General features: G+C 59.2%; 24 protein-coding genes. 23 read left to right on the forward strand and 1 reads right to left on the reverse strand.

All coding sequences use genetic code 11. The features are described 5' to 3' along the window. The first annotated feature begins 34 nt into the window (after positions 1 to 34). Complete coding sequence (locus tag AEQ67_RS08200; RefSeq protein ID WP_059403377.1) at positions 35 to 583, forward strand: glycine zipper 2TM domain-containing protein; 549 nt, start codon at positions 35 to 37, stop codon at positions 581 to 583. A gap of 254 nt (positions 584 to 837) precedes the next feature. On the opposite strand, the gene suhB is transcribed toward AEQ67_RS08200, so the two are convergent. Next, positions 838 to 1,656, reverse strand: coding sequence for a type III secretion system regulator SuhB (gene suhB, locus AEQ67_RS08205; RefSeq protein WP_008057724.1), 819 nt, complete (start codon positions 1,654 to 1,656; stop codon positions 838 to 840). 146 nt (positions 1,657 to 1,802) lie between these two features. Between suhB and trmJ the strand changes: the two genes are divergently transcribed. From trmJ to AEQ67_RS08315, 22 genes are all read left to right on the forward strand, one after another. Continuing rightward, positions 1,803 to 2,573: a tRNA (cytosine(32)/uridine(32)-2'-O)-methyltransferase TrmJ gene (gene trmJ, locus AEQ67_RS08210; RefSeq protein WP_059403378.1), complete on the forward strand. Its 771-nt coding sequence runs from the start codon at positions 1,803 to 1,805 to the stop codon at positions 2,571 to 2,573. 2 nt (positions 2,574 to 2,575) lie between these two features. Continuing rightward, positions 2,576 to 3,352 (forward strand): serine O-acetyltransferase, encoded by a 777-nt coding sequence (gene cysE, locus AEQ67_RS08215; protein WP_059403379.1) that lies wholly within the window; start codon positions 2,576 to 2,578, stop codon positions 3,350 to 3,352. 264 nt (positions 3,353 to 3,616) lie between these two features. Beyond that, positions 3,617 to 4,108: a Fe-S cluster assembly transcriptional regulator IscR gene (gene iscR / locus AEQ67_RS08220; protein ID WP_007903581.1), complete on the forward strand. Its 492-nt coding sequence runs from the start codon at positions 3,617 to 3,619 to the stop codon at positions 4,106 to 4,108. A gap of 51 nt (positions 4,109 to 4,159) precedes the next feature. Then, positions 4,160 to 5,374: an IscS subfamily cysteine desulfurase gene (locus tag AEQ67_RS08225; protein WP_059403380.1), complete on the forward strand. Its 1,215-nt coding sequence runs from the start codon at positions 4,160 to 4,162 to the stop codon at positions 5,372 to 5,374. A gap of 82 nt (positions 5,375 to 5,456) precedes the next feature. Further along, positions 5,457 to 5,843, forward strand: a complete 387-nt coding sequence (iscU, locus tag AEQ67_RS08230) for a Fe-S cluster assembly scaffold IscU (protein ID WP_003443374.1) — start codon at positions 5,457 to 5,459, stop codon at positions 5,841 to 5,843. Between the two features lie 34 nt (positions 5,844 to 5,877). Then, on the forward strand, positions 5,878 to 6,201 hold the full coding sequence (gene iscA / locus AEQ67_RS08235) for an iron-sulfur cluster assembly protein IscA (RefSeq protein ID WP_007903589.1): 324 nt from the start codon (positions 5,878 to 5,880) through the stop codon (positions 6,199 to 6,201). Positions 6,202 to 6,209: 8 nt separating this feature from the next. After that, complete coding sequence (gene hscB / locus AEQ67_RS08240; RefSeq protein ID WP_059403381.1) at positions 6,210 to 6,731, forward strand: co-chaperone HscB; 522 nt, start codon at positions 6,210 to 6,212, stop codon at positions 6,729 to 6,731. 51 nt (positions 6,732 to 6,782) lie between these two features. Next, positions 6,783 to 8,648 (forward strand): Fe-S protein assembly chaperone HscA, encoded by a 1,866-nt coding sequence (gene hscA / locus AEQ67_RS08245; protein ID WP_059403382.1) that lies wholly within the window; start codon positions 6,783 to 6,785, stop codon positions 8,646 to 8,648. Continuing rightward, on the forward strand, positions 8,648 to 8,989 hold the full coding sequence (fdx, locus tag AEQ67_RS08250; protein ID WP_059403383.1) for an ISC system 2Fe-2S type ferredoxin: 342 nt from the start codon (positions 8,648 to 8,650) through the stop codon (positions 8,987 to 8,989). Before hscA ends, fdx begins: the two co-directional genes overlap by 1 nt. Before the next feature lie 15 nt (positions 8,990 to 9,004). Further along, entirely contained in the window at positions 9,005 to 9,205 is a 201-nt protein-coding gene (iscX, locus tag AEQ67_RS08255; protein WP_059403384.1) for a Fe-S cluster assembly protein IscX, read from the forward strand. A gap of 203 nt (positions 9,206 to 9,408) precedes the next feature. After that, positions 9,409 to 9,834 (forward strand): nucleoside-diphosphate kinase, encoded by a 426-nt coding sequence (gene ndk, locus AEQ67_RS08260; RefSeq protein ID WP_007916882.1) that lies wholly within the window; start codon positions 9,409 to 9,411, stop codon positions 9,832 to 9,834. A gap of 28 nt (positions 9,835 to 9,862) precedes the next feature. Next, complete coding sequence (gene rlmN, locus AEQ67_RS08265; protein WP_059403385.1) at positions 9,863 to 11,011, forward strand: 23S rRNA (adenine(2503)-C(2))-methyltransferase RlmN; 1,149 nt, start codon at positions 9,863 to 9,865, stop codon at positions 11,009 to 11,011. A gap of 12 nt (positions 11,012 to 11,023) precedes the next feature. After that, on the forward strand, positions 11,024 to 11,782 hold the full coding sequence (pilW, locus tag AEQ67_RS08270; protein ID WP_059403386.1) for a type IV pilus biogenesis/stability protein PilW: 759 nt from the start codon (positions 11,024 to 11,026) through the stop codon (positions 11,780 to 11,782). Beyond that, positions 11,782 to 12,822 carry a RodZ domain-containing protein gene (locus AEQ67_RS08275; RefSeq protein WP_059403387.1) on the forward strand — a complete coding sequence of 347 codons (1,041 nt, stop codon included), beginning with the start codon at positions 11,782 to 11,784 and terminating at the stop codon, positions 12,820 to 12,822. The genes pilW and AEQ67_RS08275 overlap by 1 nt, the downstream gene beginning before the upstream one ends. A 3-nt stretch (positions 12,823 to 12,825) precedes the next feature. Further along, complete coding sequence (gene ispG, locus AEQ67_RS08280; RefSeq protein WP_010457850.1) at positions 12,826 to 13,935, forward strand: flavodoxin-dependent (E)-4-hydroxy-3-methylbut-2-enyl-diphosphate synthase; 1,110 nt, start codon at positions 12,826 to 12,828, stop codon at positions 13,933 to 13,935. Between the two features lie 23 nt (positions 13,936 to 13,958). Continuing rightward, positions 13,959 to 15,248, forward strand: a complete 1,290-nt coding sequence (hisS, locus tag AEQ67_RS08285; RefSeq protein ID WP_059403388.1) for a histidine--tRNA ligase — start codon at positions 13,959 to 13,961, stop codon at positions 15,246 to 15,248. Between the two features lie 40 nt (positions 15,249 to 15,288). After that, entirely contained in the window at positions 15,289 to 15,930 is a 642-nt protein-coding gene (locus tag AEQ67_RS08290; RefSeq protein ID WP_059403389.1) for a tetratricopeptide repeat protein, read from the forward strand. Continuing rightward, complete coding sequence (gene bamB, locus AEQ67_RS08295) at positions 15,923 to 17,074, forward strand: outer membrane protein assembly factor BamB (protein ID WP_059403390.1); 1,152 nt, start codon at positions 15,923 to 15,925, stop codon at positions 17,072 to 17,074. Before AEQ67_RS08290 ends, bamB begins: the two co-directional genes overlap by 8 nt. A 64-nt stretch (positions 17,075 to 17,138) precedes the next feature. Further along, positions 17,139 to 17,324, forward strand: coding sequence for a hypothetical protein (locus tag AEQ67_RS35945; protein ID WP_152974812.1), 186 nt, complete (start codon positions 17,139 to 17,141; stop codon positions 17,322 to 17,324). Then, positions 17,312 to 18,781, forward strand: a complete 1,470-nt coding sequence (gene der / locus AEQ67_RS08305) for a ribosome biogenesis GTPase Der (RefSeq protein WP_059403392.1) — start codon at positions 17,312 to 17,314, stop codon at positions 18,779 to 18,781. Before AEQ67_RS35945 ends, der begins: the two co-directional genes overlap by 13 nt. A 375-nt stretch (positions 18,782 to 19,156) precedes the next feature. Next, positions 19,157 to 20,305 (forward strand): pyridoxal phosphate-dependent aminotransferase, encoded by a 1,149-nt coding sequence (locus AEQ67_RS08310; protein WP_059403393.1) that lies wholly within the window; start codon positions 19,157 to 19,159, stop codon positions 20,303 to 20,305. After that, positions 20,293 to 21,084 (forward strand): amidohydrolase, encoded by a 792-nt coding sequence (locus AEQ67_RS08315; protein ID WP_059403420.1) that lies wholly within the window; start codon positions 20,293 to 20,295, stop codon positions 21,082 to 21,084. The genes AEQ67_RS08310 and AEQ67_RS08315 overlap by 13 nt, the downstream gene beginning before the upstream one ends. Positions 21,085 to 21,125 lie beyond the last annotated feature (41 nt).

Genomic DNA, 21,125 nt, shown 5'->3' on the forward strand with positions numbered 1-21,125 from the left:
GCTTTGACCCGCATGTGATGGTCAGGAGGTTCATGTGAACAAGTCGTTGCTGGTTGGTGCGGTACTGGGTGCTGTCGGTGTGACTGCCGGGGGCGCTGTTGCCACCTACAGCCTGGTTAAAAGCGGCCCTGAGTATGCGCAAGTATTGGCCGTTGAACCGGTTAAAACACAGATCAAGACGCCACGTGAAGTCTGCAAGGACGTTGCAGTGACCCGGCAAGCGCCGGTCAAAGATCAACACCAGATCCTCGGTACTGCCATCGGTGCCGTAGCGGGTGGTTTGCTGGGTAACCAGATCGGCGGCGGCACGGGCAAGAAGATTGCCACCGTTGCAGGTGCGGTCGGCGGTGGTTACGCCGGCAACAAGGTCCAGGAAGGTATGCAGAATCGTGATACCTACACCACGACTCAAACTCGCTGTAACACAGTGAATGACATCAGTGACAAGGTTGTTGGTTACGATGTGCGTTATTCGCTGGATGGCAAGGAAGGCAAAGTGCGGATGGACCGCGATCCGGGTAATCAGATTCCGGTCGACAAGGAAGGTAAATTGATCCTGTCGCAGAACGAACCGGCTCAATAATTAGCTGATTCAGATTCAAAAAGAAGCACCCTGCGGGGTGCTTTTTTTGCGCCCAAAATAGATGACTCGACGCAACCCACTGTAGGAGCGAGCTCGCTCGCGATGGATTCCGAAACACCGCTTTTATCCCGCAAGCATAAGTTTTCGTTGACGACCTTTGCGAGCAAGCTCGCTCCTACAGGGAGGGATTTCCGAAGCCGAAATCCAGGCATAAAAAAAGCACCCCTAAGGGTGCTTTTTTTGTGGCTGAACGCTTAGCGCTTCAGCGAGGCCGGCAGGTGCGGCTGGATCGCCGTCAGCACTGCTTTGAAGCACTTGGTGTTGCCGGCAACGACGTGGCCTTTTTCAAGGAAGTCGTGGCCGCCGGTGAAGTCGCTCACCAAGCCACCGGCTTCCTGGATCAGCAGGGCGCCTGCAGCCATGTCCCACTCGGACAGGCCCGACTCCCAGAAGGCGTCGAAACGGCCGGCAGCCACGTAAGCCAGGTCCAGGCTCGCCGAGCCGGCGCGACGGATGCCGGCGGTCTGGCCAACCAGGGCGCGGAACATGCCCAGGTAGTTGTCGAGGTTGTCCATCTGGTCGTCACGGAACGGGAAGCCAGTACCCAGCAGGGCGCCATCCAGGCTGGTGCGGCCGCTGACGCGCAGGCGGCGACCGTTCAGTTGAGCGCCGCGACCACGGCTGGCGGTGAATTCTTCCTGGCGAACCGGGTCCAGAACAACAGCGTGTTCCAGGCGACCACGGTATTTGCAGGCGATGCTGACAGCGAAGTGAGGAATGCCGCGCAGGAAGTTGGTGGTGCCGTCCAGCGGATCGATGATCCACAGGTACTCTTCGCCTTCGATGCCGCTACCGGCGTGCATGCCGGTTTCTTCACCGAGGATCGAGTGGTTCGGGTAAGCCTTGCGCAGCGCGTCGATGATTTTTTGCTCAGCGGCGCGATCCACCTCGGATACGTAATCCTTGGCGTCTTTTTCGTCGACCTTGATGGTATCCAGGCGCTCGATGGAGCGGAAGATCAATTCACTGGCGCTGCGGGCGGCGCGCAGCGCGATATTCAGCATGGGCTGCATGGATGTGTCACCTAAGGTTGTTAAAGAAAGCCGAGCATTCTATCAGAAAGTTTCTACAGGAGAAGGTCGGTGTTCGCTTTCATAGCTTAACGGTAGTAGGAACTGTAAGATTCGGCTCCCGATTATTGTGTTCGAGAACGCCTCCCGTGCTGCAAAACATTCGTGTCGTCCTGGTCAATACCAGCCACCCCGGCAATATCGGCGGTGCTGCGCGTGCCATGAAGAACATGGGCCTGTCGCGGCTGGTGCTGGTCGAACCGCGTTTGTTCCCGCACCACGAGGCCGATGCACGTGCGTCTGGCGCCGGGGACATCCTTGAAAACGCGCAAGTCGTCGCCACCTTGGAAGATGCCTTGGTCGGCTGCAATCTGGTGCTTGGCACCAGCGCCCGTGATCGTCGCATTCCCTGGCCGCTGCTTGACCCCCGCGAATGCGGTACGAAAGTGGTCGAGGAGGCTGCGCAGGGCGCCGAGATTGCCTTGGTATTCGGTCGTGAAGATTCCGGCCTGACCAATGAAGAGCTGCAGCGATGTCATTATCACGTGCACATCCCATCAGACCCTGAGTTCAGTTCGCTGAACCTTGGGGCAGCGGTGCAGGTGTTGAGCTATGAAGTGCGCATGTCCTGGTTGGCAGCCCAAGGGCAGCCGAGCAAGGTCGAGAAGGAAGAAGTGGCCTCCGTCAAAAGCGCTGAGCTGGCGACCATGGATGAGCTGGAGCGATTCTATGAGCACCTGGAGCAAACCCTGGTGGCCATCGAATTCCTCGACCCGGAAAAGCCGCGGCACTTGATGGCGCGCCTGCGTCGGTTGTACGGACGAAGCTCGGTCAGCCGGGCGGAAATGAATATATTGCGTGGCATCCTCACGGAAACCCAGAAAGCGGCCCGTGGCGAGCTTCTAAAGCGGAAGGATTAATGATGTTCGAGCGTTTGCGTGAAGATATCCAGAGTGTTTTCCATCGTGACCCGGCGGCGCGTAACGCTTTTGAAGTCCTGACTTGCTACCCGGGCATGCACGCCATCTGGATCCATCGCCTGTCGTCTGCTCTGTGGGGGATGGGCTGGAAGTGGCTGGCGCGGCTGGTGTCGAACTTCGGTCGCTGGTTGACCGGGATCGAGATTCATCCGGGGGCCAAGGTGGGTCGTCGCTTCTTTATTGACCATGGCATGGGCATCGTCATCGGTGAAACCGCTGAGATCGGCAACGACGTCACTATTTACCAGGGCGTGACCTTGGGCGGCACCAGCTGGAACAAGGGCAAGCGTCACCCGACTTTGGGTGATGGCGTAGTGGTCGGGGCGGGCGCGAAGGTGCTCGGCCCCTTCACTGTCGGTGCCGGTGCCAAGGTGGGTTCCAATGCTGTCGTGACCAAGGAAGTGCCTCCGGGTGCGACTGTGGTCGGGATTCCGGGGCGGATAATCGTCAAATCCGACGAAGAGCAGGATGCCAAGCGCAAGGCCATGGCCGAGAAGATTGGTTTTGATGCCTACGGCGTGACTGAAGACATGCCTGATCCGGTGGCTCGCGCCATCAACCAGTTGCTCGATCACTTGCAGGCGGTCGATGGGCGTCTGGAGGGGATGTGCGGTGCGTTGAAGGATCTGGGTAGTAATTACTGTGCGAAAGATCTGCCTGAACTGCGCGAAGAAGACTTCGCCTGCGTGAAGGACAAGGATCAGAGCCAGGCTAGCTAAACCGAGTCAACTTCATCGCGGGCAAGCCCGCTCCCACAAGGTCTCTGCTGAGACGCCGATTGTGTGAATACCGACAATCACTGTGGGAGCGGGCTTGCCCGCGATGAACGATAACTCGGTACTGCTGGCTGTACGCAGCCAGCCTTTGCTATGATGCGCGCGCTCTTTTGCGGGTAAACCCGACTAAAGCACTAGGTCTTATAGTTGACTTAAATACTCGGGAATTGCATACTCGCCCCATTCCGAACTCCGTGGTAATTGTCCATGCGACTGACTACAAAAGGCCGATACGCCGTGACCGCCATGCTCGACCTGGCGTTGCACGCGCAGCACGGGCCGGTGTCCCTGGCCGATATCTCCGAGCGCCAAGGCATCTCCCTGTCCTACCTCGAACAGCTCTTCGCCAAATTGCGCCGCAGCAATCTGGTGTCCAGTGTCCGCGGTCCGGGCGGTGGCTACCAACTGTCCCGCGACATGCAGGGCATCCAGGTCGCCCAGGTGATCGATGCGGTAAACGAATCGGTCGATGCAACCAAATGCCAGGGCCAGGGCGATTGCCATCAAGGCGACACCTGTCTGACCCACCACTTGTGGTGCGATCTGAGCCTGCAGATTCACGAATTTCTGAGCGGTATCAGCTTGGCTGACCTTGTCACTCGCCGTGAGGTACAAGAAGTAGCCCAGCGTCAGGATCAGCGCCGTTGCAACAGCAAGGCGCCACGCCTGGACAAGATTGAAGCGTCCGCCGTCGAATGACAGCCGAAGAGCTAAGCGGCACGCCAGCCAGCCTGATTTAGGAGATAGTCCATGAAATTGCCGATTTACCTTGATTACTCTGCGACCACCCCGGTTGATCCGCGTGTCGCGCAAAAGATGAGTGAATGCCTGCTGGTCGACGGAAACTTCGGTAACCCGGCGTCCCGTTCCCACGTGTTCGGCTGGAAAGCTGAAGAGTCCGTCGAAAACGCTCGTCGTCAGGTCGCTGACCTGGTTAATGCCGACCCGCGTGAAATCGTCTGGACCTCCGGTGCCACCGAGTCCGACAACCTGGCAATCAAGGGTGCGGCGCATTTCTATGCCACCAAGGGCAAGCACCTGATCACCACCAAGATTGAGCACAAGGCTGTCCTCGACACCATGCGCCAACTGGAGCGTGAAGGCTTCGAAGTGACCTACCTCGAGCCTCAGACTGATGGTCTGGTCACGCCCGCCATGATCGAAGCTGCCCTGCGTGACGACACCATCCTGGTATCGGTCATGCACGTGAACAACGAAATCGGCACCATCAACGACATCGCAGCCATCGGCGAACTGACCCGCTCCAAGGGCATTCTGTTCCACGTTGACGCTGCTCAGTCCACTGGCAAGGTCGACATCGACCTGTCGAAGCTGAAAGTCGACATGATGTCGTTCTCCGCACACAAGACCTACGGCCCTAAAGGCATCGGCGCACTGTACGTCAGCCGCAAGCCGCGTGTTCGCATCGAAGCGACCATGCACGGCGGCGGTCACGAACGCGGCATGCGTTCCGGCACCCTGGCGACCCACCAGATCGTCGGCATGGGCGAAGCCTTCCGCGTAGCCAAGGAAGACATGGCTGCCGAAAACGTGCGCATCAAAGCCTTGAGCGATCGCTTCTTCAAACAGGTCGAAGGCCTGGAAGAGCTGTACATCAACGGCAGCATGACCGCCCGCGTACCGCACAACCTGAACCTGAGCTTCAACTATGTCGAAGGCGAGTCGCTGATCATGGCGCTCAAGGACCTGGCGGTTTCGTCCGGTTCGGCCTGCACCTCGGCATCCCTTGAGCCTTCGTACGTACTGCGCGCCCTGGGCCGCAACGACGAACTGGCACACAGCTCGATTCGCTTCACCTTCGGCCGTTTCACTACCGAAGAAGAAATCGACTACGCCGCGCAGAAAGTCTGCGAGGCCGTTACCAAGCTGCGCACCTTGTCGCCGCTGTGGGACATGTACAAAGACGGTGTCGACATTTCGAAGATCGAGTGGGCGGCACACTGATTTCAAGTCGCCGCAAACCGGCCCTGTAAACCCAGGTTTCAGGGCTCAAGAGCGACTCTCTGATGAGTGAGGATTAAGAATCATGGCTTACAGCGAAAAGGTCATCGACCACTACGAAAACCCGCGTAACGTCGGCAAGATGGACGCGGAAGACCCGGATGTTGGCACCGGCATGGTCGGCGCTCCGGCGTGCGGCGACGTGATGCGCCTGCAGATCAAGGTCAACGAGCAAGGCATCATCGAAGACGCCAAGTTCAAGACCTACGGTTGCGGTTCGGCTATCGCCTCCAGCTCCCTGGCGACCGAGTGGATGAAAGGCAAAACTCTGGATGAAGCAGAGACCATCAAAAACACTCAGCTGGCCGAAGAACTGGCTCTGCCGCCAGTAAAAATTCACTGCTCCGTACTTGCTGAAGACGCTATCAAAGCGGCCGTTCGCGACTACAAGCAGAAGAAAGGCTTGATCTGACTTTCAAGATTTGGCGACGAGTAAGGAGTCACCGATGGCTATCAGCATGACAGAAGCGGCTGCTCAACACGTGCGACGCTCCCTCAACGGGCGCGGCAAAGGTGAAGGGATTCGTCTGGGTGTCCGCACCACAGGCTGTTCCGGCCTTGCCTACGTGCTGGAGTTTGTCGACGAGGTGGTTGCAGAGGATCAGGTGTTCGAAAGTCACGGCGAGAAAGTGATCATCGACCCGAAAAGCCTGGCCTACCTGGACGGCACCGAACTCGATTTCGTCAAGGAAGGGTTGAACGAAGGCTTCAAGTTCAACAACCCCAACGTGCGCGGTGAATGTGGCTGCGGCGAAAGCTTCAACATCTGAGGCTGCTCGTGGGTACTCCTTGTCATTTCGCTTTATTTGAGCTGAAACCGAGCTTCCGTCTGGATCTCGATCAGCTGGCCACGCGCTATCGTGAGTTGGCGCGCGGTGTTCATCCGGATCGCTTTGCAGACGCTTCCGAGCGCGAGCAGCGGCTGGCGCTAGAGCAATCCGCGAGCCTCAACGAGGCCTACCAGACGCTCAAAAGTCCCCCAAAGCGCGCGCGATACTTGCTCGCATTGGGCGGTGGCGAGCTGCCGCTGGAGGTCACGGTGCATGATCCGGAGTTTCTTCTGCAGCAGATGGAGCTGCGTGAAGAGCTCGAAGATCTGCAAGACAGTGCCGACCTGGCCGGTGTTGCGGTGTTCAAGCGTCGCCTGAAGAAGGCTCAGGATGAACTGAACGAAAGCTTCGCAGCCTGTTGGGATGATGCAGCGCAACGTGAACAGGCCGAACGCCTAATGCGGCGCATGCAGTTCCTCGACAAGCTCACCTACGAAGTGCGCCAGTTAGAAGAGCGCCTCGACGATTAACCCAGTGCCGCTCCGGTCGCACGCCTGATATACAGATAAGTCCTGATTACGATGGCCCTACTGCAGATCGCCGAACCCGGCCAAAGTCCTCAACCGCACCAGCGTCGTCTGGCTGTGGGGATCGACTTGGGCACTACCAATTCGCTGGTCGCTGCGTTGCGCAGTGGTCTTTCCGAGCCTCTGGCCGACGCTGACGGGCAGGTCATCCTGCCGTCTGCCGTGCGCTATCACGCCGATCGCGTCGAAGTCGGCGAGTCGGCCAAGCTGGCGGCTGCCACCGATCCCTTGAACACCGTGCTGTCGGTCAAGCGCTTGATGGGTCGTGGTCTGTCCGACGTCAAGCAATTGGGCGATCAACTGCCGTACCGCTTTGTCGGTGGCGAGTCGCACATGCCGTTCATCGAGACGATCCAGGGCCCGAAAAGCCCGGTCGAAGTCTCCGCCGATATCCTCAAGGTGCTGCGTCAGCGCGCCGAAGCGACATTGGGTGGCGAACTGGTCGGCGCGGTGATCACCGTTCCGGCCTATTTCGATGATGCTCAGCGTCAAGCCACCAAGGACGCGGCCAAACTGGCCGGTCTGAACGTGCTGCGTTTGCTCAATGAGCCGACCGCCGCTGCTGTGGCGTACGGTCTGGATCAGCACGCTGAAGGTCTGGTTGCCATTTATGACCTGGGCGGCGGCACCTTCGATATTTCGATTCTGCGCCTGACCGGCGGTGTCTTCGAAGTGTTGGCTACCGGTGGCGACAGCGCCCTGGGCGGCGATGACTTCGACCATGCAATCGCTGGCTGGATCATCGAGAGCGCCGGTTTGTCGGCTGACCTCGATCCAGGTGCGCAACGTAATCTGCTGCAAACCGCGTGTGCGGCCAAAGAAGCGCTGACCAATGTTGGGGCTGTCGAGGTCGCTTACGGCGACTGGAAAGCCGAGCTGACCCGTGAAGCCTTTAATGCGCTGATCGAGCCAATGGTCGCCCGCAGCCTGAAAGCCTGCCGCCGCGCCGTGCGTGATTCCGGCGTCGAGCTGGAAGAAGTGCACGCCGTGGTCATGGTCGGCGGTTCGACTCGCGTGCCGCGGGTTCGCGAAGCGGTTGCCGAAGCCTTCGGTCGCGAACCGCTGACTGAAATCGATCCGGATCAGGTGGTGGCCATTGGTGCTGCGATCCAGGCCGATACGCTGGCTGGCAACAAGCGCGATGGCGACGAACTGCTGTTGCTGGACGTGATTCCGTTGTCCCTGGGGCTGGAAACCATGGGCGGCCTGATGGAGAAGGTGATTCCGCGTAACACCACCATCCCCGTCGCTCGCGCCCAGGACTTCACCACGTATAAAGATGGCCAGTCGGCCATGGCGATCCACGTATTGCAGGGCGAGCGCGAGCTGATCAGCGACTGCCGCTCCCTGGCGCGTTTCGAATTGCGCGGTATTCCGGCGATGGTGGCCGGCGCGGCGAAGATTCGCGTGACCTTCCAGGTCGATGCCGACGGCCTGCTCAGCGTTTCGGCCCGCGAACTGGGTTCGGGCGTCGAGGCCAGTATCCAGGTCAAGCCGTCCTACGGCCTGACCGACGGCGAAATCGCCAAGATGCTCAAGGATTCGTTCCAGCATGCCAACGACGACAAGGTCGCCCGCGTGTTGCGTGAGCAGCAGGTCGATGCCCAGCGCCTGATCGAAGCGGTGCAAGGCGCCCTCGATGCCGACGGCGAGCGCTTGCTCGACGCCGAAGAACGCATGGTCATCGAATTGCAGATGCAGGAACTGACCGAACTGATGAAAGGCACCGATGGTTACGCCATCGAGCAGCAGACCAAGCGTCTGTCGCAAGTGACCGATGCCTTTGCTGCCCGCCGCCTGGACTCGACGGTGAAATCCGCTCTGGCGGGGCGCAACCTGAATGAAATCGAGGATAACTGATGCCGCAGGTCATTTTTCTGCCACACGATAAGTTTTGCCCGGACGGCATGGTTGTGGAGGCTGAGCCCGGCACCTCCATTCTCGAACTGGCCCACGAGCACCATATCGAGATGGAAAGCGCCTGTGGCGGCGTTTGTGCCTGCACCACCTGTCACTGCATCATTCGTGAAGGCTTTGACTCGCTGGAAGAAGCGGACGAACTGGAAGAAGATTTTCTTGATCGGGCCTGGGGTCTGGAAGCGCAATCGCGTCTAGGCTGTCAGGCGATTGTCGGGACTGAAGACCTGACCGTCGAAATTCCGAAATACTCGCTCAACCATGCCGCCGAAGCGCCGCACTGATTCAAGGGAACCGACATGAGTCTGAAATGGGTTGATGTGCTGGAAATCGCGATCCAGCTGGCTGAATCCAAGCCGGAAGTGGACCCGCGCTACGTGAACTTCGTCGATCTGCACAAATGGGTGCTGGCATTGCCGGAGTTCAGCGATGATCCGACACGCGGTGGCGAGAAGGTGCTTGAAGCCATTCAGGCCGCCTGGATCGAAGAAGCAGAGTAGGAGCTGACGAGCGAAGCGAGGCTGCGATCTTTTCCCATGCCGCTTGAATCTCAAGCGCGAGAGCGGGATCTAAGGATCGCAGCCTTCGGCAGCTCCTACAGAAGGCAGAGGTCGTGACCTTTACTCAGTTAGGCAATACCCAAGAACCCGCGTATAATTCGCGGGTTTAATTTTTCACAAATTACCGTTTCTGGAGTTACACCATGGCTGTTCAACGTACTTTCTCCATCATCAAGCCTGACGCTGTTGCAAAAAACGTTATCGGCGAGATCACCACTCGTTTCGAAAAAGCTGGCCTGCGCGTTGTAGCTTCGAAACTGAAGCAACTGTCCAAAGCTGAAGCTGAAGGCTTCTACGCTGAGCACAGCGCTCGTGGTTTCTTCGGCGACCTGGTTGCTTTCATGATCTCCGGTCCGGTTGTCGTTCAGGTTCTGGAAGGCGAAAACGCTATCGCTCTGAACCGTGAGCTGATGGGCGCTACCAATCCTAAAGAAGCTGCTGCCGGTACCATCCGCGCTGACTTCGCTGATTCCATCGACGCCAACGCTGTACACGGTTCGGACTCCGAAGCCGCTGCTGCTCGCGAAATCTCGTACTTCTTCGCAGCTACTGAAGTAACCACTCGCTAAGCATTGGCTTAAGAGTGAAGGTGAATCCATGACTACATCGACTGTTAAAACTAACCTGCTGGGTCTGACTCAGCTGGAAATGGAAAAATTCTTCGACTCAATCGGGGAGAAGCGTTTCCGTGCCGGTCAGGTAATGAAATGGATTCACCACCTTGGCGTCGATGATTTCGACGCCATGACGAACGTCAGCAAGGCCCTGCGCGACAAGCTCAAGGCCATTGCCGAAGTTCGTGGTCCCGAAGTGGTCAGCGAGGACATTTCCACCGACGGCACCCGTAAGTGGGTGGTGCGCGTGGCGTCCGGCAGCTGCGTCGAGACCGTGTATATTCCCCAGGGCAAACGCGGCACGCTGTGCGTTTCGTCTCAGGCAGGCTGTGCCCTGGATTGCAGTTTCTGCTCCACCGGCAAGCAAGGTTTCAACAGCAACCTTACCGCCGCCGAAGTCATCGGCCAGGTGTGGATTGCCAATAAATCGTTCGGCAGCATCCCGGCGACCGCCGACCGTGCCATCACCAACGTGGTGATGATGGGCATGGGCGAGCCGCTGCTGAACTTCGACAACGTCGTGGCCGCCATGCACCTGATGATGGATGACCTGGGCTACGGGATTTCCAAGCGCCGCGTGACCCTGTCCACTTCGGGCGTGGTGCCGATGATCGATGAGCTGTCCAAGCACATCGACGTCTCCCTGGCGTTGTCGCTGCACGCACCGAATGACGCATTGCGTAACCAATTGGTGCCGATCAACAAGAAATACCCGCTTAAGATGCTGCTCGAGTCGTGCCAGCGCTACATGTCGTCCCTGGGCGAGAAGCGCGTACTGACCATCGAGTACACCTTGCTCAAGGACATCAACGACAAGGTTGAACACGCGGTCGAAATGATCGAGTTGCTCAAGAACATCCCGTGCAAGATCAACCTGATCCCGTTCAACCCGTTCCCGCATTCCGGTTACGAGCGTCCGAGCAATAACGCGATTCGCCGTTTTCAGGATCAGCTTCACCATGCCGGTTTCAATGTCACCGTACGCACCACCCGCGGTGAAGACATCGATGCCGCGTGTGGCCAATTGGTAGGGCAGGTGCTGGATCGCACCCGTCGCAGCGAGCGTTATATCGCCGTGCGTGAATTGAGCGCCGAAAACGATATCGCACAGAACGCTGCGAACAATAATTAAGAGAGGATCTCTATGTCCCTGCGCTTTGCGCTGCTGTTGCTGTGGGCCAGTCTTTGTACTGGTTGTGTCCTGTCGGGCGATTTCAACCCGATGAAGACCAGCAAGGGCCGCGATGAAGCGCGTGCCGCTTACGTGCAACTGGGCCTGGGGTACTTGCAGCAAGGCATGAGCGAGCGCGCCAAGGTTCCACTGAAGAAGGCGCTGGACCTGGATGACTCCGATCCGGACGCCAACGCGGCGTTGGGCCTGGTATTCCAGGCCGAGATGGAGCCGGAGCTGGCAGACCAGCATTTTCGCAAGGCGCTGTCCTCTCGTCCCACCGATGCGCGAATCCTCAATAACTACGGTAGTTTTCTCTACGAAGAAAAACGTTACAAAGAGGCTTACGAGCGCTTCGAACAGGCCGCCGCCGATACCCTGTATCCTGAGCGTTCGCGAGTGTTCGAGAACCTCGGCATGACCGCTTCCAAGCTCGGCCAGCGTGATCTGGCCCGGCAGCAACTGGAAAAAGCCCTGCGTTTGAATCGCCAACAGCCACGTGCATTGCTCGAAATGGCTGAGTTGTCCTTCGAAGACAGGCATTATGTGCCCGCGCGTGACTATTACGACCGTTTTAGCCTGCTCACCGAACAAAATGCACGTAGTCTATTGCTCGGCGTTCGGCTGGCAAAAGTGTTTGAAGATCGCGACAAGGCCGCCAGTTTTGGCCTGCAACTAAAACGACTCTATCCCGGTACGCCGGAATATCAGCAATACCTGTCGGAGCAATGATGAAAGCGGCGCATCCCGAAGTTGTAGCAGCGAATCGCGTTAACCCCGGTGAGACCTTGCGCCAGGCCCGCGAAAGCAATGGCTGGTCGCTGGCCGAAGTGGCCCTCAAGCTCAACCTCACCGTCAATTCCCTGAGCAATCTGGAAGCCGGCGCTTTCGACAAGCTGCCTGGGCATACCTTCGCTCGCGGTTATATTCGCGCGTACGCCAAATTGCTTGGCATGGACCAGACCGTTCTGGTCCCGCAGTTCGCCCAATCCACCGGCACCGACTCCCAGGGCAGCAACGTTCATAGCCTGGGTCGCATCGAAGAGCCGGTTCGGGTGTCCCACACTATTTTGCGAATTGTCAGCCTGCTGTTGCTGATCGCGGTGATTGGCGGTGGTTTTGTCTGGTGGCAGGATCAAACCTCATCACGCAGCAAAGACCCGATCAGCCTGAGCCCGGAACACGTTGAAGTCGAAGGCGCCGACGGCACCACCCAGATCCATCCGCTGGACGAGCCGGAAGACCAGGCTGTCGCGGAAGGTCAGGCTGAAGGCTCGACGTCACTGGCATTGCCGCAAGCCGAGAATTCCACTGAAGCACCGGCCGAAGCTGAGGCCACCGCGCCTGCTGCCGCTCCGATTGCACCCGCTGCCCCGACGCACAGCACCGCCCCTGCGCCTGCTGCCCCGACGCATAGCGCGGCGCCCGTTGTGGCCACGCCAGCCACACCGGCACCAGTAGCGCCGCCAGCGACGGTGACCGCTCCGGTTCCGACCATTCCCGCTCCTGCAGCAGCGGCACCGGTTGCCGGCCAAGGCCAGGTGCAACTGCAGTTCACGGCTGATTGCTGGACGCAAGTGACCGACGGTAGCGGCAAAGTGCTGTTGAGCGGTCTCAAGCGCAAAGGCGAAAACGTATCCGTCAGCGGCAAACCGCCGTTCTCCGTGCGTCTGGGCTTCGCCCGTGGCGCGCAAGTGAGCTACAACGGTCAGGTAGTCGATGTCGCTCCGTTCACCAGTGGCGAGACTGCTCGCCTGAAGTTGGGTCAATAAGTCATGCACGGCGAATCTCCAATCAAACGTCGCGAATCTCGCAAGATCTGGGTCGGTAACGTGCCTGTTGGCGGCGATGCGCCTATCGCTGTGCAGAGCATGACCAACAGCGACACCAATGACGTGGCCGCCACTGTGGCCCAGATCAATCGTCTGGAAGCTGCTGGCGTCGATATCGTGCGGATTTCCGTACCGGATATGGATGCCGCCGAAGCCTTCGGCAAGATCAAACAACTGGTCAAGGTGCCGTTGGTCGCCGATATCCACTTCGACTACAAGATCGCATTGCGTGTAGCCGAACTGGGCGTCGACTGCCTGCGGATCAACCCGGGCAACATCGGTCGTGAAGACCGCGTCCGTGCGGTGGTCGATGCCGCGCGGGATCGCGGGATCCCGATCCGCATCGGCGTTAACGCCGGTTCCCTGGAAAAAGACCTGCAAAAGAAATACGGCGAGCCGACCCCGGCCGCGCTGGTCGAGTCCGCCTTGCGTCACGTCGAGCACCTTGAACGCCTGAACTTCCAGGACTTCAAGGTCAGCGTGAAAGCCTCCGACGTGTTCATGGCCGTCGCCGCGTACCGCTTGCTGGCCAAGGAAATCGTCCAGCCGCTGCACTTGGGCATCACTGAAGCCGGTGGTTTGCGTTCGGGCACAGTGAAATCCGCCGTGGGCCTCGGTATGCTGCTCGCCGAAGGGATTGGCGATACTATTCGCATCTCGTTGGCGGCTGACCCGGTCGAGGAAGTGAAAGTCGGCTACGACATTCTCAAGTCCCTGCACCTGCGTTCCCGTGGCATCAACTTCATCGCCTGCCCGAGCTGCTCGCGGCAGAACTTCGATGTGGTCAAAACCATGAACGAACTGGAAGGGCGCCTCGAAGATCTGCTGGTGCCGCTGGATGTCGCGGTCATCGGTTGCGTGGTCAACGGGCCGGGAGAAGCCAAGGAAGCCCATATCGGCTTGACCGGCGGCACGCCAAACCTGATTTACATCGACGGCAAGCCGTCGCAGAAACTGACGAATGACAATCTGGTGGATGAGCTTGAACGCTTGATCCGCCAGAAAGCGGCCGAAAAGGTCGAAGCCGACGCGGCAGTAATCGCCCGCGGCTGATCGAACGAATTTAAGGATTTATTGTGAGCAAGTCTCTGCAAGCCATACGTGGCATGAACGACATCCTGCCCGAGCAGACGCCCCTGTGGCGTCATTTCGAGGGCACCGTATCGCGTCTGCTGGATAACTACGGTTACAAGCAGATCCGCATGCCTATCGTTGAATTCACCGAGCTGTTCAAACGCTCCATCGGTGAAGTGACCGACATCGTCGAAAAAGAGATGTACACCTTCGACGACCGCAACGGCGATTCCCTGACCCTGCGCCCTGAAGGCACAGCGGCCTGCGTGCGTGCGGTACTCGAACACGGCATCACCGGCGGTGGCCAGGTGCAGAAACTCTGGTACATCGGTCCGATGTTCCGCCACGAGCGTCCGCAGAAAGGCCGTTATCGCCAGTTCCACCAGATCGGTTGCGAAGTGTTCAACCTCGACGGTCCGGACATCGACGCCGAGCTGATCGTGCTGACGTGGCGCCTGTGGGGCGAGCTGGGCATCCGTGATGCGGTCAAGCTCGAACTCAACAGCCTGGGCACCAGCGAATCCCGTGGTCGTTATCGCGATGCACTGGTCGAGTTCCTTTCGGCGCACCTGGATAAGCTGGACGAAGACAGCCAGCGCCGTCTGAAGACAAACCCTTTGCGGGTTCTGGATACCAAGAACGCCGACACGCAAGCGGTCCTGGTCGACGCGCCGAAAATGGCCGACTACCTCGACGAAGAGTCCCGCGTGCACTTCGAGGGCCTCAAGGCTCGCCTGGACGCCGCCGGCATTCCTTATGTGATCAACCCGAAGCTGGTTCGCGGGCTGGATTACTACAGCAAGACCGTATTCGAATGGGTCACCGACAAGTTGGGCGCCCAAGGCACCGTATGTGCCGGTGGTCGTTACGACGGTCTGGTGGAGCAGATGGGCGGCAAGCCGACCCCGGGCGTTGGTTTCGCCATGGGTATCGAGCGTCTGGTGCTGCTGCTGGAAACCCTCGAGCAGATCCCCGAAGAGATTTCCCGTCAGGTCGACGTCTACCTCTGTGCCTTCGGTGAAGCCGCCGAGCTGGCCGGTCTGGCCCTGAGTGAACGTGTTCGTGATCAATTACCCAACCTGCGCCTGCAAGTCAATGCCGGCGCCGGCAGCTTCAAAAGCCAGTTCAAGAAGGCCGACAAGAGCGGTGCGCTGTACGCGCTGATCCTCGGTGACGACGAAATGGCCCAGCAAGTGGTAGGTTTCAAACCCCTGCGTGGCCAGGGCGAACAACAAAGCATTGCCTGGGATGCGCTTGCTGCACACCTGGCCACCTGCGTCGTGCAGGGTTGAAGCTGTCAAACAGCCGATTTAGCGATTAAGGAGTATTGGGGTGTCGAGTACCGAAGACGAACATCTGGCGGATTTGAAGGACTGGTGGACACGCAACGGCAAGCCCCTGGTCACTGGCGGCCTGTTGGCACTGGTCATCGTGTTCGGCTGGCAGGCCTTTCACAAGTATCAGAGCAATCAGTCGCAAGGCGCCTCGATGCTCTATCAGCAACTGCTGGAAACCACGCTGACGCCTGACGGCAAGCCTGACGCCGCCCGTGTTGCGGACCTGGCCGGCAAGCTCAACAGCGAGTTCGGCGGTACTGCCTACGCGCAATACGGCAGCCTGTTCGTGGCGAAAGTCGCGGTCGACAGCGGCAAGCTGGATGACGCCGCCACCGAACTGAAAGCCATCGTTGCCAAACCGGCCAACCCGGCGTTGGGCGAAATTGCCCGTCAGCGTCTGGCGCAGGTACTGGCCGCGCAGGACAAGGCCGATGAAGCGCTGAAACTGCTTGAAGGCGATGCCGACAAGGCGTTCCTGGCGACTCGCGAAGAACTCAAAGGCGACCTGCTGGTGCAGCTGGGTCGTACCGACGAAGCGAACACGGCGTATCAAAAAGCCAAGGCCGCGCTGTCGGATGAAGCGGCGGTCGGTGGCCTACAAATCAAGCTGGACGACCTGGCCAAAGGGGATGCGTGACGTGATTCGTTGGAAACATGCAGCATTGCTGGCTCTGGCCGTATTGGCCGCGGGTTGCAGCAGCAACAGCAAAAAAGAGTTGCCACCGGCCGAGTTGACCGACTTCAAAGAAGAAGTGGTTTTGCAAAAGCAGTGGAGTCGTTCGGTCGGTGACGGTCAGGGCGAAACGTACAACATGCTGGTTCCGGCGATCGAGGGCGATACCATCTATGCCGCCGACGTCACCGGCGTGGTGATGTCGATGGATCGCAGCAACGGCGACGTCAAGTGGAAGAAAGATCTCGATCTGCCTGTTTCCGGCGCTGTCGGCGTTGGTTACGGTCTGCTCCTGATCGGTACGACCAAGGGCGAAATCGTTGCCATGGACGCTACCAACGGCGAAGAGAAATGGCGCGCTCGCGTGTCCAGTGAAGTCCTCGCGCCACCGGCCAACAACGGTGACGTGGTGGTGGTCCAGACTCAGGATGACCGTCTGATCGGTCTGGATGCCGCTACCGGCAACCAGCGCTGGTTGTATGACAGCACTCCGGCGGTCCTGACCCTGCGCGGCACCAGTGCGCCGATCGTCACCAACCGCCTCGCGGTGGCTGGCCTGTCGACCGGTAAAGTGGTCGCTCTCGACATTTCCAACGGCGTGCCGGTGTGGGAACAACGTGTAGCGATTCCACAAGGCCGTTCGGAACTGGAGCGCGTTGTCGATATCGATGGCGGTCTGCTGCTGTCCGGCGAAACGCTATACGTCGCCAGCTACCAGGGTCGCGTTGCGGCACTGGACCTGCAAAGCGGTCGTCAGCTCTGGCAGCGTGATGCTTCCAGCTATGCCGGCGTCGCCCAGGGTTTTGGCAGCGTTTACGTGAGCCTGTCTTCGGGCACCGTTGAAGGCGTCGACGAACGTTCCACCACCGCTTTGTGGAGCAACGATTCGCTGGCCCGCCGTCAATTGTCGGCTCCGGAAGTGTTTTCCAGCTACGTTGCAGTCGGCGATATGGAAGGCTACCTGCACCTGCTGAGCCAGGTTGACGGTCGTTTCGTCGGCCGCGAACGCATCGACAGCGACGGCCTGCGTGCCCGTCCGCTGGTGGTGGGTGACACGATTTATCTGTATGGCAACAGCGGCAAACTGGAAGCCCTGACCATCAAGTAAAGGTTTGACTATGCTTGGGTTAATCCCAAGCGGCTTCACCGTTTGCAGGACTGTAGGAGCGAGCTTGCTCGCGATGGACGTCAACGATTACGTTGGCAACCTGGAAAAACGCGGTGTTTTGGCGTTTTTCGCGAGCAAGCTCGCTCCTGCAGAAAAGCACGCAGTGATTGCCCCGAGCACCAGCCGCTGCCTCGCAGCGGCTTTTGTATTTTCTGAAATAACGAAGTGGAGAGCCGCATGGTTCCCGTAATCGCCCTGGTGGGCCGACCGAACGTCGGCAAGTCCACCTTGTTCAACCGCCTGACCAGGACGCGTGACGCCATCGTCGGCGACTTGTCCGGTCTGACCCGTGATCGCCAATACGGTGAGGCCAAGTGGCAAGGGCGTTCCTACATTCTGGTCGACACCGGCGGTATCTCCGGTGACGAGCACGGTATGGACGAAAAAATGGCCGAGCAGTCGCTGCTGGCCATTGAAGAAGCAGATGTCGTTCTGTTCCTGGTAGATGCCAAGGCCGGTTTTACCGCCGCCGACCAGATGATCGCCGAGCATTTGCGCAAACGTAACAAGCGTTCCTACGTGGTTGCCAACAAGGTCGACAACATCGACCCTGAAATGGCCCGCGCCGAATTCGCCCCGTTGGGCATGGGCCACGCGATCCCGATCGCCGGTGCTCATGGTCGTGGCATCACCCAGATGCTGGAAATCGCCCTGAGCGACTTCCCCAAAGACGATGACGAGCTGGAAGAAGGCGAGGAAGAGATCGTTGCCGAAGGCGAGGAAGCCAAGCGCATTCCTGGCCCTAGCGAAAAAGACGGGATCAAGATCGCGATCATCGGCCGTCCGAACGTCGGCAAGTCGACCCTGGTCAACCGCATGCTCGGTGAAGACCGGGTCATCGTCTATGACGAGCCCGGCACCACCCGCGACAGTATCTACATCCCGTTCGAGCGTAACGACGAGAAGTACACGCTGATCGACACCGCCGGTGTGCGCAAGCGCGGCAAGATCCACGAAGAAGTCGAAAAATTCTCCGTGGTCAAAACCTTGCAGGCGATCAAAGACGCCAACGTGGTGATCTTCGTGATGGACGCCCGCGAAGGCGTGGTCGATCACGACCTCAACCTGCTGGGCTTCGCCATTGAGTCGGGTCGTGCGCTGGTGATCGCGATCAACAAGTGGGACGGCATGACGCCGAGCGAGCGCGACTTCGTGAAGGTCGAGCTGCAACGTCGACTGTTCTTCGTGGACTACGCCGACATTCACTTCATCTCGGCCCTGCACGGCACGGGCGTGGGCAACCTCTACGCCTCCGTACAGAACTCGTTCAAGTCTGCGGTCACCCGCTGGCCAACCAACCGCCTGACCACAATTCTGGAAGACGCGGTAGGTGAGCACGCGCCGCCGATGGTCAACAACCGCCGGATCAAGCTGCGTTACGCCCACTTGGGTGGCGCCAACCCGCCGATCATCGTGATTCACGGTAACCAGATCGAGAAGGTGCCGAAGTCTTACGTGCGTTACCTGGAAAACACTTATCGTCGTGTCTTGAAGCTGGTTGGTACGCCGATCCGCATCGAGTTCAAGGGCGGCGAGAACCCGTACGAAGGCAACAAGAACTCGCTCACCGATCGCCAGGTCAACAAGAAGCGTCGGATGATGTCGCACCACAAGAAAGCCGACAAAAAGCGCCGCGACAAGAAGTGATTGAATCCGTAGGAGCGAGGCTTGCCCGCGAAGAACGATAACGCGGTCTACCGATGTACCGCGGTGTGGCTTTCGCGGGCAAGCCTCGCTCCTACAGGATCGGGTTAAAGAAGGGCGCTTATGGCGCCCTTTTTTTATGGGCGCCGCACCGCGACAAGCGCTGATTGAATCCGTAGGAGCGAGGCTTGCCCGCGAAGAACGATGACGCGGTCTACCGATGTACCGGGGTGTGGCTTTCGCGGGCAAGCCTCGCTCCTACAGGATCGGGGTTAAAGAAGGGCGCTTTATGCGCCCTTTTTTTATGGGCGCCGGATGGGCTATCCTCGGGCTCTCCCGTGCCGTGTTTAGAGCCGGGTGTAGAGCAGGGACTCACCGATGATCACCAGTAAGCTGCCGAATGTCGGCATCACTATCTTCACTCAGATGTCTCAGCTCGCGGCACAAACCGGGGCGCTGAACCTGTCCCAGGGATTTCCCGATTTCGATGCGCCGCAGGCCCTGTGCGATGCGGTCGGTCGGCATATTGCCAGCGGCCACAACCAGTATTCACCGATGACCGGCTTGCCGGCGTTGCGTCAGCAGATTGCGGCGAAAATTGCTCGCAGCTACGGCGTCAATGTCGATGCCGATCACGAAGTGACGGTCACCCCCGGCGCGACCCAGGCGATCTTCTGTGCGATTCAGGCGGTTATCCACAGTGGCGACGAAGTCATCGTGTTTGATCCCGCCTACGACAGCTATGAGCCTTCGGTGGAGCTGGCCGGTGGTCGTTGCGTGCATGTGCAACTAGGCCTGGGCGATTTCTCCATCGACTTCCAGAAGCTCGGTGAAGCCATTACGCCGCGCACGCGGATGATCGTCCTCAACAGCCCGCACAACCCCAGTGGCGCACTGATCAGCCGTGCCGAGCTGGATCAATTGGCGGCGTTGATCCGCGACCGTGACATCTATGTGGTCAGCGACGAAGTCTACGAACACCTGGTGTACGACGGTGTGCCGCACGCCAGCGTGTTGAATCACGAAGAACTTTATCAGCGCGCCTTCGTGGTCAGCTCCTTCGGCAAGACCTATCACGTCACCGGCTGGAAAACTGGCTACGTGGTCGCACCGCCGGCGCTCACCGCAGAGCTGCGCAAGGTTCACCAGTACGTCAGTTTCTGCGGCGTGACCCCGCTGCAATATGCGTTGGCCGACTACATGGCCGAGCATCCGGAACATGTGGAAGAGCTGCCGGCGTTCTATCAGGCCAAGCGTGATCTGTTCTGCGATTTGCTGACGCCGTCGCGCTTCAGTTTCACCCGCGTGACCGGCACCTACTTCCAGTTGGTCGATTACTCGCAGATCCGCCCGGACCTCAACGACGTCGAGATGGCGCTGTGGATGACCCGCGAACATGGCGTGGCAAGCATCCCGATCTCGGTGTTCTACCAGACCCCACCCGAAGGCCAGCGCCTGGTGCGCTTGTGCTTCGCCAAACGTGAGGAGACCCTGCGTGAAGCGGCGGAGAAACTATGCGTGATCTGAGTGCACTGCCCAATCTGACCATCGCGCTGATCCAGACCACCCTGGCCTGGCACGACCGCCAAGCCAATCTGGAGCATTTCGAGCAATTGTTCGAGCAGGCTCGCGGGGCTGATCTGATCATCCTGCCGGAGATGTTCACGACCGGTTTTTCCATGGAGTCGGAAACCCTCGCCGAGGCGGAAAACGGCCCGACCAGCAAATGGTTGCGCGCTCAGGCGGCAAAGCTGGACGCGGTGATTACCGGCAGCTTGATCGTCCAGGCGGCCGACGGCAGTCATCGCAATCGCCTGTTGTGGGCGCGGCCGGACGGGGAGGTGTTGCATTACGACAAGCGCCATTTATTCCGTATGGCCGGCGAGCACAACCACTACACGCCCGGCGAGCGTCAAGTGCAATTCGAGCTAAAGGGCTGGCGAGTGCGGCCGCTGATTTGCTACGACCTGCGTTTCCCGGTGTGGAGCCGTGATGCTCAGGACACTGACCTGCTGCTGTACACCGCCAACTGGCCGGGTGCACGGCGTCAGCACTGGAACCGTTTGCTGCCGGCGCGGGCGATTGAAAACCTGTGCTACGTGGCGGCGGTGAACCGCATCGGGACCGATGGCAAAGGCTTCGCCTATACCGGCGACAGTCAGGTGCTGGATTTCCAGGGCGAGACGTTGCTCAGCGCGGGGGAGGCGGATGGGGTGTTTCAGGTGGTTCTGAATGCTGCCGACCTTCAGGCTTATCGCACGCGGTTTCCGGCGAATCTGGATGCCGATACCTTCGAATTCACCTGAGATCTTCGCTGTCAGGCCCGGCCTCATCGCGGGCAAGCCCG

Origin of the sequence: Pseudomonas sp. RIT-PI-q (assembly GCF_001297125.1) — a bacterium.
In the GTDB taxonomy this organism is placed as follows: domain Bacteria; phylum Pseudomonadota; class Gammaproteobacteria; order Pseudomonadales; family Pseudomonadaceae; genus Aquipseudomonas.

Excerpts from the sequence above, each read along its gene's own strand:
- pilW (WP_059403386.1), top strand. The coding sequence starts at position 11,024 with ATGTCCCTGCGCTTTGCGCTGCTGTTGCTGTGGGCCAGTCTTTGTACT.
- ispG (WP_010457850.1), top strand. The coding sequence starts at position 12,826 with ATGCACGGCGAATCTCCAATCAAACGTCGCGAATCTCGCAAGATCTGG.
- hscA (WP_059403382.1), top strand. The coding sequence starts at position 6,783 with ATGGCCCTACTGCAGATCGCCGAACCCGGCCAAAGTCCTCAACCGCAC.
- AEQ67_RS08225 (WP_059403380.1), top strand. The coding sequence starts at position 4,160 with ATGAAATTGCCGATTTACCTTGATTACTCTGCGACCACCCCGGTTGAT.
- AEQ67_RS08315 (WP_059403420.1), top strand. The coding sequence starts at position 20,293 with ATGCGTGATCTGAGTGCACTGCCCAATCTGACCATCGCGCTGATCCAG.
- suhB (WP_008057724.1), bottom strand. The coding sequence starts at position 1,656 with ATGCAGCCCATGCTGAATATCGCGCTGCGCGCCGCCCGCAGCGCCAGT.
- iscX (WP_059403384.1), top strand. The coding sequence starts at position 9,005 with ATGAGTCTGAAATGGGTTGATGTGCTGGAAATCGCGATCCAGCTGGCT.
- rlmN (WP_059403385.1), top strand. The coding sequence starts at position 9,863 with ATGACTACATCGACTGTTAAAACTAACCTGCTGGGTCTGACTCAGCTG.
- cysE (WP_059403379.1), top strand. The coding sequence starts at position 2,576 with ATGTTCGAGCGTTTGCGTGAAGATATCCAGAGTGTTTTCCATCGTGAC.
- ndk (WP_007916882.1), top strand. The coding sequence starts at position 9,409 with ATGGCTGTTCAACGTACTTTCTCCATCATCAAGCCTGACGCTGTTGCA.
- AEQ67_RS08275 (WP_059403387.1), top strand. The coding sequence starts at position 11,782 with ATGAAAGCGGCGCATCCCGAAGTTGTAGCAGCGAATCGCGTTAACCCC.
- AEQ67_RS08310 (WP_059403393.1), top strand. The coding sequence starts at position 19,157 with ATGATCACCAGTAAGCTGCCGAATGTCGGCATCACTATCTTCACTCAG.
- fdx (WP_059403383.1), top strand. The coding sequence starts at position 8,648 with ATGCCGCAGGTCATTTTTCTGCCACACGATAAGTTTTGCCCGGACGGC.
- iscA (WP_007903589.1), top strand. The coding sequence starts at position 5,878 with ATGGCTATCAGCATGACAGAAGCGGCTGCTCAACACGTGCGACGCTCC.
- iscR (WP_007903581.1), top strand. The coding sequence starts at position 3,617 with ATGCGACTGACTACAAAAGGCCGATACGCCGTGACCGCCATGCTCGAC.
- bamB (WP_059403390.1), top strand. The coding sequence starts at position 15,923 with ATGCGTGACGTGATTCGTTGGAAACATGCAGCATTGCTGGCTCTGGCC.
- der (WP_059403392.1), top strand. The coding sequence starts at position 17,312 with ATGGTTCCCGTAATCGCCCTGGTGGGCCGACCGAACGTCGGCAAGTCC.
- iscU (WP_003443374.1), top strand. The coding sequence starts at position 5,457 with ATGGCTTACAGCGAAAAGGTCATCGACCACTACGAAAACCCGCGTAAC.